Origin of the sequence: Galactobacter caseinivorans (assembly GCF_003640665.1) — a bacterium.
Taxonomy (GTDB): domain Bacteria; phylum Actinomycetota; class Actinomycetes; order Actinomycetales; family Micrococcaceae; genus Galactobacter; species Galactobacter caseinivorans.
Map to the genome: position 1 here is coordinate 262349 of NZ_QQXL01000006.1, position 14656 is coordinate 277004.

The 14656-nt window shown below is 69.0% G+C and carries 15 protein-coding genes and 1 rRNA gene; 10 read left to right on the plus strand and 6 right to left on the minus strand.

What is annotated here, in order from left to right; all coding sequences use genetic code 11:
- The first annotated feature begins 38 nt into the window (after positions 1-38).
- Positions 39-962 (plus strand): 3-methyladenine DNA glycosylase, encoded by a 924-nt coding sequence (locus DWQ67_RS11130; protein ID WP_121485673.1) that lies wholly within the window; start codon positions 39-41, stop codon positions 960-962.
- 27 nt (positions 963-989) lie between these two features.
- Here DWQ67_RS11130 and DWQ67_RS11135 read toward each other — a convergent pair whose 3' ends face one another.
- Positions 990-2360: an FAD-binding oxidoreductase gene (locus DWQ67_RS11135; RefSeq protein WP_121485674.1), complete on the minus strand. Its 1371-nt coding sequence runs from the start codon at positions 2358-2360 to the stop codon at positions 990-992.
- Between the two features lie 183 nt (positions 2361-2543).
- Between DWQ67_RS11135 and DWQ67_RS11140 the strand changes: the two genes are divergently transcribed.
- Positions 2544-2981: a hypothetical protein gene (locus tag DWQ67_RS11140; RefSeq protein ID WP_121485675.1), complete on the plus strand. Its 438-nt coding sequence runs from the start codon at positions 2544-2546 to the stop codon at positions 2979-2981.
- A 70-nt stretch (positions 2982-3051) separates the two neighbouring features.
- Positions 3052-4626 carry a Na+/H+ antiporter gene (locus DWQ67_RS11145; protein WP_121485676.1) on the plus strand — a complete coding sequence of 525 codons (1575 nt, stop codon included), beginning with the start codon at positions 3052-3054 and terminating at the stop codon, positions 4624-4626.
- A 43-nt stretch (positions 4627-4669) separates the two neighbouring features.
- Here DWQ67_RS11145 and DWQ67_RS11150 read toward each other — a convergent pair whose 3' ends face one another.
- The gene (locus tag DWQ67_RS11150; protein WP_121485677.1) at positions 4670-5323 is read right to left on the minus strand and encodes a TetR/AcrR family transcriptional regulator; all 654 of its coding nucleotides are present in this window, start codon (positions 5321-5323) and stop codon (positions 4670-4672) included.
- A gap of 85 nt (positions 5324-5408) precedes the next feature.
- Between DWQ67_RS11150 and DWQ67_RS11155 the strand changes: the two genes are divergently transcribed.
- The 4 genes from DWQ67_RS11155 to DWQ67_RS11170 all read left to right on the plus strand — a co-directional run bounded on the left by DWQ67_RS11155 (position 5409) and on the right by DWQ67_RS11170 (position 8753).
- Positions 5409-6005: an NAD(P)H-dependent oxidoreductase gene (locus tag DWQ67_RS11155; RefSeq protein ID WP_121485678.1), complete on the plus strand. Its 597-nt coding sequence runs from the start codon at positions 5409-5411 to the stop codon at positions 6003-6005.
- 74 nt (positions 6006-6079) lie between these two features.
- Entirely contained in the window at positions 6080-7342 is a 1263-nt protein-coding gene (locus DWQ67_RS11160) for a winged helix-turn-helix domain-containing protein (protein ID WP_233556062.1), read from the plus strand.
- Between the two features lie 4 nt (positions 7343-7346).
- Entirely contained in the window at positions 7347-8039 is a 693-nt protein-coding gene (locus DWQ67_RS11165) for a DUF3159 domain-containing protein (protein ID WP_121485680.1), read from the plus strand.
- Positions 8040-8048: 9 nt separating this feature from the next.
- Positions 8049-8753, plus strand: a complete 705-nt coding sequence (locus tag DWQ67_RS11170; RefSeq protein WP_121485681.1) for a Type 1 glutamine amidotransferase-like domain-containing protein — start codon at positions 8049-8051, stop codon at positions 8751-8753.
- A 7-nt stretch (positions 8754-8760) separates the two neighbouring features.
- Here the strand turns inward: DWQ67_RS11170 and DWQ67_RS11175 are convergent, their stop codons facing one another.
- From DWQ67_RS11175 to DWQ67_RS11185, 3 genes are all read right to left on the minus strand, one after another.
- Complete coding sequence (locus DWQ67_RS11175) at positions 8761-9156, minus strand: YchJ family protein (RefSeq protein ID WP_121485682.1); 396 nt, start codon at positions 9154-9156, stop codon at positions 8761-8763.
- The gene (locus tag DWQ67_RS11180; protein WP_121485683.1) at positions 9153-9461 is read right to left on the minus strand and encodes a hypothetical protein; all 309 of its coding nucleotides are present in this window, start codon (positions 9459-9461) and stop codon (positions 9153-9155) included. Before DWQ67_RS11180 ends, DWQ67_RS11175 begins: the two co-directional genes overlap by 4 nt.
- A gap of 156 nt (positions 9462-9617) precedes the next feature.
- The gene (locus tag DWQ67_RS11185) at positions 9618-10346 is read right to left on the minus strand and encodes a hypothetical protein (RefSeq protein WP_121485684.1); all 729 of its coding nucleotides are present in this window, start codon (positions 10344-10346) and stop codon (positions 9618-9620) included.
- A gap of 340 nt (positions 10347-10686) precedes the next feature.
- Between DWQ67_RS11185 and purS the strand changes: the two genes are divergently transcribed.
- Genes purS through purL form a run of 3 tightly spaced genes read left to right on the plus strand, consistent with a single transcriptional unit; the run spans position 10687 to position 14009 of the window.
- The gene (gene purS, locus DWQ67_RS11190; RefSeq protein WP_121485685.1) at positions 10687-10944 is read left to right on the plus strand and encodes a phosphoribosylformylglycinamidine synthase subunit PurS; all 258 of its coding nucleotides are present in this window, start codon (positions 10687-10689) and stop codon (positions 10942-10944) included.
- Between the two features lie 3 nt (positions 10945-10947).
- Positions 10948-11706, plus strand: a complete 759-nt coding sequence (gene purQ / locus DWQ67_RS11195; RefSeq protein WP_121485686.1) for a phosphoribosylformylglycinamidine synthase subunit PurQ — start codon at positions 10948-10950, stop codon at positions 11704-11706.
- Complete coding sequence (gene purL / locus DWQ67_RS11200; RefSeq protein ID WP_121485687.1) at positions 11703-14009, plus strand: phosphoribosylformylglycinamidine synthase subunit PurL; 2307 nt, start codon at positions 11703-11705, stop codon at positions 14007-14009. The genes purQ and purL overlap by 4 nt, the downstream gene beginning before the upstream one ends.
- Before the next feature lie 337 nt (positions 14010-14346).
- Here the strand turns inward: purL and rrf are convergent.
- Positions 14347-14463 (minus strand): 5S ribosomal RNA (gene rrf / locus DWQ67_RS11205).
- Positions 14464-14656: the final 193 nt, after the last annotated feature.

The window sequence follows — 14656 nt, forward strand, 5'->3', positions numbered from 1 at the left end:
AGGTGGGCGCCCCCGGCCCGCCGTGGGATCATGGACGCATGCCCACCCCAGATGTGACCCTCCTCAGCGAGCCCCAGTGGCGCGCCGCGGAGGCCGCGCACCGCGAGCGGGTCTCCGTCTACTCGGAGCCGTACCGGGCCCGGCGTTCCTCGCAACAGGCGCACCCGGTGCACGATTTTCTCTTTACGTACTACTCGCTTGCCCCGGGCCAGTTGGAACGCTGGCACCCGGGAGCCGGAGTGGTGCTGCTGGGCCGGGCCGCCGTGGACCAGCGGCAGGGGTGGAAGCATTACCAGGTGATTCAGGACGCCGACGGGGCGGGCACGCCGGGCGTCTGCGTGGACCTGGAGGCCTTTGCCCGGGACCGGGATTCCATGATCGCCTTTGCCTCCGCGATCCTGGTCGGGACGGCCTCTCGCCCCGGCAACTTCTCCTGCTTTGGCCTGCACGAGTGGGCCATGGCGTACCGCTCGGATCTGCACGGCGTGCGCCACGAGTACCTTCCCCTGCGCCTGGGCGGGGCCGGGACGGACGCGGTGGTGGAGCAGCACCAGATCCGATGCACGCACTTTGACGCGTTCCGCTTTTACGCCCCGGAGGCGGCGCCGCTGAACCAGCTTCAGCCCACCCGGCAGACCCAGCGCAAGCTGGAGCAGCCCGGCTGCCTGCACGCCAACATGGACCTCTACAAGTGGGGTTACAAGCTGCTGCCCGCGGTCAGCTCGGAGCTGGTGACGGACGCCTTTGAGCTCTCCTGGCGCGTGCGCACCATGGACATGCAGGCCTCGCCCTACGACCTGAGCGAGTGGGGCTACTCCCCCATCCGCATCGAGGATCCGCAGGGCAAGGCAGAGTATGTCGCGGCGCAGCGCGGCTTTGCCGAGGAGGCCGCCGCGTTGCGCGCGCGGCTGCTGCAGGCCTTGCGGGAGTCGGCCTTACTGCCAGCGCCCGACGCCGCGTAGCCGGGTTGGGTGCCCCACTCGCGGCCCCTAGTCCAGCACCTTGCCCGGATTGAGCACCCGCTCGGGGTCAAAGGCGGAACGCACGCGGGACTGCAGCGCCATTTGCACCCCTCCCAGCTCATCCCCCAGCCAGCGCTTCTTGAGCACGCCCACGCCGTGCTCGCCAGTCAGCGTTCCGCCCAGTTCAAGGGCCACCCCGAAGATTTCCGAGGCGGCGTCCCAGACGTTCTGCGGGATCTGATCGCCGAACGGGATGATGAAGATGGGGTGCAGATTCCCGTCCCCCGCGTGCGCAGCTGTGGGGACCTCCACGCCAAACTTCGCTTCGATCTCGCGGATCCGGGCGAAGGCCTGCGCCATCTTTGAGCGCGGCACTGCGATGTCCTCCACCAGCGTGCTGCCTGCACGCTCAAAGGCCGGAAAGCAGGCGCGGCGGAACGCCAGCATCCCCTCCGCCTGCTCATGCGTGGCCGCGCGGGCGACGCTGCGCGCGCCGGGGGCAAGGAGATCCGCGAGCGCATGCGCCTCCTCAGACGCCCCCGCGCCGTCGGTCTGGATCAGCAGATACGCACCTCCCCCGTCCGTGGGATCCACTCCCAGGTAATCCACGACGTAGCGGATGGTCGGCTCGTCCATCAGCTCCATGATGGCCGGTTGTAGCCCGGAGGCCACCACGGCCTGCGCCGCGCGCACTGCCGCGCCCACGTCGTCGAACACAGCAGACAGCGTGACCTCCGCGGCCGTGCGGGCCGGGCGCAGCTTCAACGTGGCCTCCGCGATGACGCCCAACGTCCCCTCGGAGCCCACCATGAGGGCCGTGAGGTCGTAGCCGGTCACACCCTTCACGGTGTTGTGGCCCATGCGCACCAGAGAGCCGTCCGCCAGGACCACGTCCAGCGCCAGGACTGACTCCCTGGTGACCCCATACTTGGCGCAGAGCAGCCCACCGGCGTTGGTGGCGATATTGCCTCCCACCGAGGAGATGTCCTTGGAGGCGGGATCCGGCGGCCACCACAACCCCTGCTGCGCCAGCATCTGGTTGAGCGCGCCGTTGAGGATGCCGGGCTGCACGCGCGCGGTCAGGTCCTGGGCAGAGACCTCCAGGATGGCGTTGAGGTGTTCAAGGCAGAGCACCACCTGATCCTCACCGGCGGTGGCGCCGCCGGCCACACCGGAGCCGGCGCCCCGCACCACGATGGAGCCCCCGGCGCCGGAGACCGCACGGCAGACCGCCTGAATCTGCGCGGTGCTGGTGGGGTGCACCACGGCCGCCGGGACGCCGCTGGCCGGGTAGCCGGAGCGGTCGGTGAGGTGCGTGGCGATCAGCTCGGCGTCGGTCTGGGCCAGACCCGGCGCCTCCCGTTCCAGCGCGGTGAGCACGTCCTGATGCAGCGACATGGCGGTGTCCTTCCTCTGGCTCCCTGAGCCCTGGTGGTGCGGAATCCAATGCCCCCCGGTGTGACCACGCTAACCCTGAACCGGCGCCGTGAGGAAGCGCGGGTACCGTTGTTGGGACGCACCGCGCCGCCTGCCGGGCGGCGTCCCCCCGCGAACACCGTCCGATGCCTCCGAAAGGCCACCATGCGCCGTCGTGCACCCCACCGCCCGCTCGCTTTGACCCTGGCCGTTGCCGCCCCGGCGGCGCTGGCCCTGGCCGGATGTTCCGAGGCCAAGCCGCAGCAGGCGTGGGAGCTGACGTATGAGGTGACCGTGGTGGGCGCCTCCTCCCCGCGCATGCAGGGCGTGTCATATATGCACTCGCAGGAGCCGGGCAAGAAGCCGGTGCGCGTGGATGCCGGCACGGTGCAGACCACGCCGGACGCACACGCGCCGGGCACCGGGCAGTGGTCAACCAAGGAGTCCGTGACGGACGGTGAGTTGGCGGAGGTGGTGGCCACCGGCGAGGTGGATGGCACCGCGAGCTGTCGCATTGTGCTCTCCGATGGGAAGGTGCTGGCCACCGCCACCAGCGAGGTGGGCAAGACGGTGACCTGCTCGGCCAAGACACCTGTGCGGTAGAAGACACCTGTGCGCTAACGCTCGCAGTCCGTGAAAGACTGCGAGAACGCGAGGAACAGGGGTCGCAGTTATGGAATTCATGGTCCTACTCATCGCGCTGCTCTTCGGAACGGTGCTGATGGTCGGGGTGGGCGAGCGGCTCAGATTGCCCTATCCCGTGCTGATGTTGCTCTTTTCTGCGGCCCTGGCTTTGGTGCCCGGCCTGCCAGAGATTCACATTGAGCCAGAGCTTATTCTGCCCATTTTCCTGCCTCCCTTGCTCTTTGCCGCGGCCCAGCGCTCCAGCTGGTCCGTTTTTCGCGTGCGCTGGAAGTCCCTGATCCTGCTCGCCGTGCTGCTCGTGGCCGTCACCGCGTTTGCCGTGGCAGGAATCGCCAATTGGCTGGTTCCCACGCTGAGCTTCACCGGCGCCCTGGCGCTTGGCGCCCTCTCCGCCCCACCGGACCCCGTCGCGGTGGAGGCCGTGGCCGGCAAGGTGAATATGCCGCGCCGACTGCTGGCCCTGCTGCAAACCGAGGGGCTCTTTAACGACGCCATCGCGATCGTCATCTTCACCGTCGCCGTGCACGCGACCGTGGCCGGAACCGGCATCACCATCGCCCTGGTGGGCCAGTTCCTCATCAGCGCGGCCGGCGCGGTGGTGCTCGGCTTCCTCATGGCGTGGGTCGTGGGCGCCCTGAACCGCTTTGTCCCCAACATGGTGGCCCGCTCCGCCGTCACCATCGTGGCGCCGTACGCCGTCTATATCCTCAGCGAGGAATTCCACTTCTCCGGCGTGGTCGCCGTGGTCGTCACCGCGTTGGAAATGGGCCGGCGCGCACGCCCGCAGGACTCGCAGGAACGCCTCACCCGTCAGTCCTTCTGGAGCGTCACCGAGTTGCTCATCACGGGCGCCGCCTTTGGCCTGGTGGGCATGGAGATGCGCTACGTGCTCCAGGACGAGGGCCGCGACATTCTGCGCTTTGTGCCCGGCGTGATTGCCGTGTGTCTAACCGTGGTGGTGGTGCGGCTGATCTGGTTCTGGATCATCTACAGGATTGGCGGCACCGAATCCAAGGCCCGCACCCCAGGCTCCCTCAAGGACGTGTTGGTGCTGACGTGGTGCGGCATGCGCGGCCTGGCGACTCTTGCCCTGGCACTGGCCCTGCCCCTCACCACGGCCGCCGGGGACCCCTTCCCGGATCGCAACTTCATAGTCACCGCCGCGGCCGGCGTGCTGCTGCTGACCACGCTGGTACTGCCGGGGCTGACGCTGCCCACGCTCATGCGTTCGCTCAAACTCGCGGTGCATGATCCGGAGGAGGTGCGCCAGGAACGCAAGCTGGCCCGTCGCGCCGAGCAGGTCGCCATCGAGACCATCCGCAACTCCGAGGCCGCCACCAAACTGCCGCAGAAGCGCCGTGACGCCCTGGAACGCCGGCTCTCCTCGCTGCACACCATCCTGGAGGCGGATTACCAGGACGACCCCGAGAAGATGCTCCACCTCAAGGACGTGCTGGAGGCCATGGATGCCGTGCAGCGCGAGGCCCTGGACGCCGCCCGGCGCGAGGTAATGGCCGCCCGCAAGACCAAGGGCATGGACCCGGAGGCCGTGGACCGGGTGCTGCGGCGCCTGGATTTGCGCACCATCACGCTGGATCGTTAGCGGGCAGGCGCGGCCGCCGTGTCAGCGGGTCGCGACTGGCGCGTCAGCGGACGCCGACCCCCAGCGAGCCGGCCACCAGGGTGGTCAGCGCGGCCGTGGCCTCCGCCTCGCTGACGCGACCGGAGACCGCGCCATCAGAGACGGCGCGGGCCGCGCCAAGGATGCCTTCAAGGAGGGAGGGATCCATAGCGCCCGACGGCGTGTGGGGGCCCAGGAGCGCCACCACCAGTTCGGTGTAGCGCGCGTCAATCTCCCGACGGCGCTCGCGCAGGTTCGGATCCCCATCCAGCGCCGCCGCGACGCCGGGGAGTTCGCGCCCCTGCGTCAACGCGCAGGAGATGTAGCTCTGGGCCAGCTGCCCGGCGGCCAGGCGGGCTGCTTCGTGGCCCGCGCCGGCGCCGTGGGGCTGGTGCTGGGCAATGAAGCGCTCCAGCACCGAGCATTGCTCTTCCTCGTACTGCTCATAGAGGCGAAGCAGGAGTCCGCCGCGGGTCCCGAAGTGGTCGTAGGCAATGGGCTTGGTGACCCCAGCCGTCTCTGCGACCCGAGCCAGGGTGAGCGCGTCGCTGCCCTGGTGCCGGAGGATTTCGCGGGCGTGGTGAAGCATCTGCTCGCCACGTTCTGCGCGGGAGAGGCGCTTGCGCTCGGGCGCGCCCATCTCCCTGCCCGGATCCGTTTCTACGCCGCTCGTTTCCATGCTTTGAGCCTAGCCCTTGCGGAGGCTACTTATCGTAAGTTACGTTAAGTAAGTTACGGAAAGTAGCCTCCACCGAAGGAGCACCATGTCAGTCCTCGTGATTCACAGCCACCCGGACCCCGAGTCCCTCACCGCGCAGACGGCCGGCACCATCGCCACCTCGCTGACCCAACGCTCCATCGACGTGGAGCGCGCGGACTTGCATGCCGAAGGATTCGACCCGCGCTTTTCCACGGCAGACCTGGCCGCCTACCGGGCCGGCAGCACGCCGCCTGCCTCCATCGGGGCAGAACAGGCCAGGGTGGATCGCCACGGCGACCTGGTCTTGGTCTATCCCGTGTTCTGGTGGTCCATGCCCGGCCAACTCAAGGGCTGGATTGACCGGGTCTTTGGCAACGGCTGGGCGTACGCGGAGCAGCCCGGCGTGCACGGCCACCAGAAGCTGCTCGGCGACCTTCGCGTGCACCTGGTAGAGCTGGCCGCCACCGATGACGCCACGTACGAACGGCACGGATATGCCGAGGCCATGCGGACGCAGATTGCCCACGGGATTTTTGACTACTGCGGCGCCACCGTGGTGAGCCAGATCCGCCTCGAGAGCGCCCCCACGGAGGCCGCCACCGCCCTGGCGGCCGCCCGCGATTGGGCGCGGGACCTGGCCCTGCCGGTGGCCGTGCACTGATCTCTCCCGGGGGCGGCAGCCGCGTCCGCGCGATCACCGAGCGAGCCGTCGCCCCCGCGCTGTAGCCTGCCAGGGTGAGCCAGCCACACGCCGTCGGGCAGGGGAACTCCCCCGCCGCCATGGAACTCAGCGCCAACCAGGCCCGCCGCGCGGCACTCGCGGCGCAGGGGTTTAGCGCCAGCCAACGCACCAAGGTGCGCCGGCCCTTTGATGGTGCGCTGGATGCGCTGCACGTGCTCCAACTGGACTCGGTGAATGTCTTTGCCCGCAGCCACTACCTCCCCATGTTTTCCCGCCACGGCGGCTATGACCGGGAGCGTCTGGACGCGCATCTGTGGCGCAGCGGCGAGTTCACCGAGTACTGGGCACACGAGGCCGCGCTGATTCCGGTGGCGGACCGCCCGCTCTTTGGCTGGCGCATGGAGCAGTTTCGCCAGCGGGCGGAGCTCCAGGGCCTCACGGAGGGCCTGGCCGCTGAGATCACCTACGTCCGCCAGCGCCTGGCGGCGGAGGGCCCCATGAGTTCCGGGGACCTGGAGCGCGAACCGCGCGGCGGGCGCGGCACCTGGTGGGATTGGAGCCAGACCAAGCGCGCGGTGGAACACCTCTTTGGCACGGGCGAGGTGGTCAGCGCCGAACGCGTGGGCTTCCAGCGCCGCTACGCCCTGGCGGAGCAGTTCCTGCCGGAGCACGCGCTCGGGACCGCCCCTGCCCACGAGGCGCACGTGCGGCTGGTGGAAAAGGCCGCGCTGCGCCTGGGCGTGGGCACCGCGCCGGATCTGGCGGACTACCACCGGCTCAAGCGCGGGCCGGCGCAGGCCGCAATTGACCAGCTGGAGCAGGAGGGCGTGCTGATCCCGGCCGCAGTGGAGGGCTGGAAGACCAAGGCCGGCCAACCCGAGCGCGCCTGGGTGCACCGCGACGCGCACATCCCCTCGCGGCTGGCACCGGACGCACTGCTGACCCCCTTTGACCCGCTGGTCTGGTTCCGGCCGCGCGCCGAGCGGCTCTTTCACTTCCACTACCGGATCGAGATCTACACGCCCAAGGAGAAGCGCCAATACGGCTATTACTGCCTGCCGCTCATGGTCGGCGGGCGCATGGCGGGGCGCATTGACCTCAAGGCGGATCGCGCCGGGGCCGCGCTCTTGGTTCAGGCGGCTTGGCAGGAACCTTCCGCCCCCAAACACACGCCCGACGTCGCTCAGCGGCTCCTCAGCCAGGCCGCCGCTTGGCATGGCCTCACCGAGGTTCGCTCCGCCGGCGTGGGAAATCTGCCACTCCCCGCTCGCTGGGACCCCCAGTTCGGGGACCACCAGGACGCCGTGGAAGACTAAGACCATGACCTCTCCCCCCGCCGAATCGCTCTCTCAGCTACTGGGCGGCAAGCGGGCGGCACTGGAGGCCTCAGTCCCTCCCGTCGCGTTCCTCCTGGGCTGGTTGCTCAGCAACGAGAGCCTCTGGTGGGGTTGCGGCGCAGCCGTCGCCGCGGCGGTGGTGGTCGCAGTACTTGGCCTTGCGCGCGGAGACAAACCCCGCGCCGTCGTGCTGGGACTTTTGCTCGTGGTGGTGTCCGCTCTGATTGCCGGACGCACCGGGAACGCGGCGGACTTTTTCCTGTTGCGCCTGCTCTCCAACGCGGCGAGCGCGCTGGCGTGGGCCGCGTCCATCGCGCTGCGGTGGCCGCTGCTTGGCGTGGTGCTCGGGGCCGTGATCGGGACCAAGGCCACGTGGCGCAAGGACCCGGTGTTGCTGCGGGCGTACTCGCGCGCGTCGTGGGTGTGGGTGCTGCAGTACCTGGTCCGGATCGCCGTCTTTGTCCCGCTCTACCTGGCCGGGCAGACCACCGCGCTGGGCATTGCCCAGGTGGCGCTGACGTACCCGCTCATTGTGGTGTGCCTGGCCGTGTCCGGGTGGGTGCTCTTCCGCACTATCCCCGCCGGCCACCCCGGCGTGCGGCACCCGCAGCTCGTGGGGCCCAAGGACGCCGGGTCAGATGCCTCGGGACCCCAGGATGCGGACCGCACCGCGTAGCGTTGGGGCATGGACGGCACCCTTCTGACCCTTGGCGGCGGCGGATTCCTCATGTCTGCGGACGGATCCTCGCTCATTGACGACCTGGCCCTGGAGCTCACGGCGACCACGCGGCCGCGCGTGTGCTTCATCCCCACCGCCAGCGGCGATGCGGCCAGCGCCACGGAGCGCTTTGAGGCGGCCTTCCCGGCCAGCCGCGCGCAGACCAGCGTGCTCTCGCTCTTCAACATGGGCCCCTACGGCTACACCGACCCCCACATGCTGCTGGAGCAGGACCTGATCTATGTGGGCGGCGGCTCCACGGCCAACCTGCTTGCCCTGTGGCGCCTGCACGGCCTGGTGCCCATCCTGGAGCAGGCGGCGGCCGGCACGGTGCTCGCTGGGATCTCCGCCGGCATGAACTGCTGGTTCGAGGCCAGCTCCACCGACTCCTATGGCCCGCTGGCGCCCCTGAACGACGGCCTGGGTTTCCTCCCCGGCGGCGCCTGCCCGCACTATCTGGGCGAGCCCACTCGGCGCAAAAAGCTGATGGAGTGGGTGGGTTCCGGCCAGCTTCCGGACACCCTTGCGCTGGACGACGGCGCGGCGGCCCTCTGGGTGGACGGCGAACTGGTGCGGGTGGTCACCGAACGTGACGGAGCAGTGGCACTGCGCGTGCGTCGCGTGGGTGACTGCGCCGTGGAGGAGCCGCTGGAGACCCACGCCTTGGGCTGAAGGGGGCTTAGTCCACGTCTCCGTCGACGTAGAACCACGCGCCGTCCTGGCGCACAAAGCGGCTGCGTTCGTGCTGGCTCCCGCGCCCGCCTGGGCCGCGGTAGGTGGCGGTGAACTCCACGATCCCGCTGTGATCAAAGGGGCCGCCGGGCACCACATCATCGATGGAGAGGTGCAGCCAACGCGTCTGGGCGTCTAGCTCAAGGTGGGCCGGCCTGGTGGAGTGGTGCCACGTGCGCAGCAGCGACGCGGCATCCCCCACGGCAAAGGCGGAGTAGCGGCTGCGCATGAGGGCCTCCGCGGTGGGAGCGGCCGCCGCGTTTGCCCCCAGGTAGCGGGCACAGCACGCGCCAAAGGACTCGCCCGTGCCGCAAGGGCACCGGGCGTCAGACGCCAGGGTCACGGGCGGTCGTCAGTGGACGCTGCGGGGTCCGCGGGGGTGGGGTCAGAGGGTGCGGGCTCCGCGGTGCGCGTGTGCGAGGTGACCGAGGCCGCGTCGTCGTTGCCTGCGACATGACCGTCGGTGTCCGGCAAGGGCGTGACCGGGGTGGCTACAGGGTGGAGCACTTCGCCGGCCTCGGCAACGAGCCGATCCCGGCGTGTGCGCGCCACGAGCCATGCGGCACCCGTCGCCGCACCCGCTCCGAGCGCGAGCAGGAACCAGACCGCGGGCCTGGGCTTGTGGTGGGGCTGATGCTGGGTGGACATATGTCCACAGTATGCGCTCGCGCCGAGATCCGCTTGGCCATGGCGTCATGAAGGCCCTGGAACCGTGCTCAGGCGCGGCCCTTCTGTGGGTATACCGGTCCTTCTGTGGGTGTACCGGTCCTCGAGGGCCGTCCCGAGGGGCGGCGCGGGCGGGTTCTACTCCATCGCGTGCGGGTCCCCCGCGTCTCCCACCAGGGAGGAGGCCGCCTCCCATTGGCTCATCTCGCACCCATTACGCAGCGTGTAGCGCCGGGTCACGTGCTTGCCCTGGACGGTCCCGGAGACGGTGGCCACGGAGTCTCCACCGTAGATCTCGGTGCAGCGTTGCCCCCTGGCAGGGGTCCTGGGCGGGGGCTTGGGCGGTGTCGCCATGAGCCCCCGGGGATGCAACGCATAGGCGCACGCGGCGACTGGGTCCGGCACATCGGAACCCGCCAGGGGCTGCGTCCCGCGGCAGACCAGCCGAGCGGTGGAGCGGGCCTCCTTGGCCTCCGGATTCCTCGGGCCAAACGGATCAACGACCACGCGCAGGCTGATGTCCGGGGTGCCCGTGGCGGTGGGTGGGGCGGGCTCAGGCGCCTCGGACGGGTCTGTGTTGCTTGCCTCCCCGGTCCCCGACGGGTCCGCCTCACCAGGCGGGTCGCTCGTGTCGCCTTCGCCCTGGCCTTCCGAGCCGCCAGCGGACGGGCTGCCGGTGGACGGGCTGCCGGACGGCTCCTGCGTGGGAGCCGCGATGGCTGAGGTAGACGCAGCACCTGAGGAATCAGCGGCAGGCGGGCCACTGCAGGCCGCCACCAACAGAACAAGGAATGCGAGCGCGAACGCGCAGAACGGGCGCGCCACCCTGAGCCGCAGGGCCTGCCGAAACTGGCGGGGCTCACGCACCTGCCAAGCCTCACGAACCTTCCAGCGCACTCGGGGCCGCCGGGGCGCCGCTGGGAGGCGGCGCGTGCGCGCGCCGCGTTCTCTCGTCATCCCTCAAGGTAGGCCGGTTGCGCGCCAGAGTCGACCCCACGGCGTCGGGCACTGGTTTGAGCTTTTCTCCCCAACCCGGCCGCCTCGCAGATCCCCGGGTGCTCGTGGCGGGTGAGACCCTCACCACCCGGGTTCGTGCTGAGGCCCAGGCCCGATAGACTCTGAGGGCAAGCTCGCGGAGCGCCCACCGGCGTGAGACGGCACGGTGTGAGACGAGCGCCCATTCCTACGCGTACCCAGGAGAACCCGGATGCCCCGGATCGTCGTCGACGTCATGCCCAAACCCGAGATCCTCGACCCGCAGGGCAAGGCCATTGTCGGCTCCCTGCCCCGCCTCGGTTTCACCGCCTTTGCCGGCGTGCGCCAGGGCAAGCGCTTTGAGCTGAGCGTGGATGGTGAGGTCACGGAAGAGATCCTGGCCCAGGCCCGCGAGGCCGCTGCCACGCTGCTCTCCAACCCGGTCATTGAGGACGTCGTCGCGGTCACCGTGGTCGACGACGCGGAGTAGGTCATGCCGCGCACCACCGAATTCCCGTTCCTGGTGGACACCACCATCCCCACGTTCCCGGACAGCGGCATCAAGATCGGCGTGGTGACCTTCCCCGGCACGCTGGATGACCGCGACGCCGCCCGCGCCGCCCGCCTGGCCGGCGCTACCGTGGTGCCGCTGTGGCACGCCGACACGGACCTGCAGGACGTGGACGCCGTGATCATCCCCGGCGGATTCTCCTACGGCGACTACCTGCGCGCCGGGGCCATCTCCCGCTTTGCGCCGATGATGTCCAAGATCATCGACGCCGCCAACTCGGACGCCAAGCTGCCCGTGCTCGGCATTTGCAACGGCTTCCAGATCCTGACCGAGTCGCACCTGCTGCCCGGTTCCATGATCAAAAACGATCACCTGCACTTCATCTGCCGCGATCAGCAGCTCAAGGTGGAGAACGTGAACACGCGCTGGACCGGGCTGTATGAGCAGGACCAGCTCATCACCGTGCCGCTGAAGAACCAGGACGGTCAGTACATCGCTGACGAGAAGACCCTGGACATGCTGGAGGCGGAGCAGCGCGTGGTCTTCCGCTATGAGGGGGACAACCCCAACGGTTCCCGCCGCGACATCGCCGGCATCTCCAACGAGGCAGGCAACGTGGTGGGCCTCATGCCGCACCCGGAGCACGCCGTGGAACTGGGCTTTGGCCCCGACCACACGGGCCGCGACGGCATCACCTTCTTCACCTCCGTCATCAAGCACCTCCTGGAGGCCGGCAAGTGAGCGCACCGAAGTTCAACATCGACACCGTGGCCAACGCCGCCGCCACTCCCCACGAGGAGCAGCCCTGGGCTGAGCTTGGCCTGAAGCAGGACGAGTACCAGGACATCGTGAAGCTGCTGGGGCGCCGCCCCTCCGCCGCGGAGCTGGCCATGTACTCCGTCATGTGGAGCGAGCACTGCTCCTACAAGTCCTCCAAGATTCACCTGAAGAAGTTCGGCGCCAAGCTGGATGAGCAGATGAAGAAGGACATGATGGTGGGCATCGGCGAGAACGCCGGCGTCACCGATCTGGGCGATGGCTGGGCCGTGACCTTCAAGGTCGAGTCCCACAACCACCCCTCGTTCGTGGAGCCCTACCAGGGCGCCGCGACCGGCATTGGCGGCATTGTCCGCGACATCATCTCCATGGGCGCCCGCCCGGTGGCGGTCATGGATCCGCTGCGTTTTGGCGCCATTGATCACCCGGATACCGCCCGCCTGGTGCACGGCATCGTCTCCGGAATTGGCGGCTACGGCAACTCGCTTGGCCTGCCCAACATTGGCGGCGAGACGGTCTTTGACCCCATCTACCAGGCCAACCCCCTGGTCAACGCGCTGGCCGTTGGCGTGCTGCGCCACGAGGACCTGCGCCTGGCCAACGCCTCTGGCGTGGGCAACCGCGTGGTGCTCTTCGGGGCCCGCACGGGCGGCGACGGCATCGGCGGCGCGTCCGTCCTTGCGTCCGAGTCCTTTGATGACACCAAGCCCTCCAAGCGCCCCGCCGTGCAGGTGGGAGATCCGTTCGCGGAGAAGGTGCTGATTGAGTGCTGCCTTGAGCTGTTCAAGGGCGAGCTGGTGGAGGGCATCCAGGACCTGGGCGCCGCCGGCATCTCTTGCGCCACGAGCGAGCTGGCCTCCAATGGCGAGGGCGGCATGCAGGTGGAGCTCACCTCTGTGCTGTTGCGCGACCCGACCCTGACCCCGGGAGAGATCCTGATGTCGGAGTCCCAGGAGCGCATGATGGCCGTGGTGACGCCGGAGAAGGCCGCCGCCTTCGAGGCCGTCATGGCCAAGTGGGACGTGGAGTACTCCTGGCTGGGAGAGGTCACCGATACCGGCCGCCTCATCATCACCTGGGACGGCGAGACCATCGTGGACGTGGATCCGCGCACCGTGGCTCACGACGGCCCCACCTATGATCGCCCGCAGCAGCGCCCCGCACGTCAGGACGCCCTGCAGGCGGACACCTTCCGCTCCTCCACCGCTGGCGCCTCCCTCCCGGAGACTGGGCTGGAGCTGCGGGCGGCGCTGCTGGAGCTGATGGCCTCCCCCAATCTGTGCGACAAGTCCTGGATCACCAACCAGTACGACCGCTACGTGGGCGGCAACACTGCCCTGGCGATGCCCGACGACGCGGGCGTGGTTCGCGTGGACGAGGCCACTGGCATGGGCGTGGGTCTCGCAACGGACGCCAACGGCCGCTACGCCTACCTTGATCCCTACGCCGGCGCACAGCTGGCCCTGGCCGAGTCCTACCGCAACGTCGCCACCACCGGCGCCGTGCCGATGGCCGTGACCGACTGCCTCAACTTCGGCTCCCCGGAGGACCCGGAGGTTATGTGGCAGTTTGTGCAGGCCATCGACGGGCTCTCCGACGCGTGCCTTGCACTGCAGGTCCCGGTCACCGGCGGCAACGTGTCCCTCTACAACCAGACCGGCACCACGGCCATCCACCCCACCCCCGTGGTGGGCGTGCTTGGCCGCTTCGACGACGTGGCCCGCCGCACGCCGTCCGGCTGGCGCGCCGAGCACGACGGCCAGGCCATCTACCTGCTTGGCACCACCAGCGACGAGCTGGATGGCTCCGAGTTCGCCAACGTTCGCGGGCACCTGGGCGGCCTGCCGCCCAAGGTGGACCTGGACGGCGAGAAGCTGCTGGGTCAGCTGCTGGTCTCCGGTTCCCGGGACGGCATGTTCGACGCCGCTCACGACCTTTCCGAGGGCGGCCTGGCTGCCGCTTTGACGGAGATGGTGCTGCGCCACGGTGTTGGCGCCCGAGTGAACCTTGGCCCGCTGCTTGCGCGCGATGGCGTGGACGCGTTCACGGCGCTGTTCTCCGAGTCGCAGGGGCGTGCGTTGGTCTCGCTCCCGCGTTCCGAGGAGGAGCGCTTTGTGGCCATGGCCGGCGTGCGCGGCTACCCCGCCGTGCGCGTGGGCATCGTGGACGCCGAGGCTGACGCACTGGAGTTCCAGGACCTGTTCACCGTCACGGTGGACGAGCTGAGCCAGGCAAACACCGGCACGCTGGCCAAGCACTTCGGCTAAGGGTGGCGTTGAAAGGCTAAACGCGGCTGGCTTGGGCCAGAGACCATAACGGCCCGCCACTTCCCACGGGGGAGGTGGCGGGCCGTTGGCGTTCAAGGAGACGGTGCGCTGCTGGTTCCTGGGGCCCGCGTCGGTGGGCTGCTGGTGGCATGGCTGTCGCGCTGCGGTGGCAGCCAGCCACCGCTGCCGCCCGCTCGCCGGCCGCCACGGTGGGCTGACCGCTGACTGGCTGTGTGGGTGGCGGCCGGGGATTGTTTTTGGGCATGAGAAAGGCCCCGCGCCTCTCCGAACCCTGTTGGGGGTTTGGGGGCTGCGGGGCCTCACTTTGTGTGGTTGTGTCCGGCGGCGTCCTACTCTCCCACAACCTCCCGGTTGCAGTACCATCGGCGCTGTAGGGCTTAGCTTCCGGGTTCGGGATGGGACCGGGCGTTTCCCCTACGCTATGACCGCCGTAACTCTTTCACTCCGCCACAACCCTTCGCATCGCTGCTGTCGGGTGTGGTGGTGGTCTGTGTGTTACTTGCGTGTGCGTGGTGACACAATATTTAGTTGTGGTGGTTCTGTATGAAGTTTTGGGGTTGCGAAGGTTGTTGTTTCGTAACCGAATAGTGGACGCGTGCAGAGCTTGCTTGAACTGTTTTGAAGCC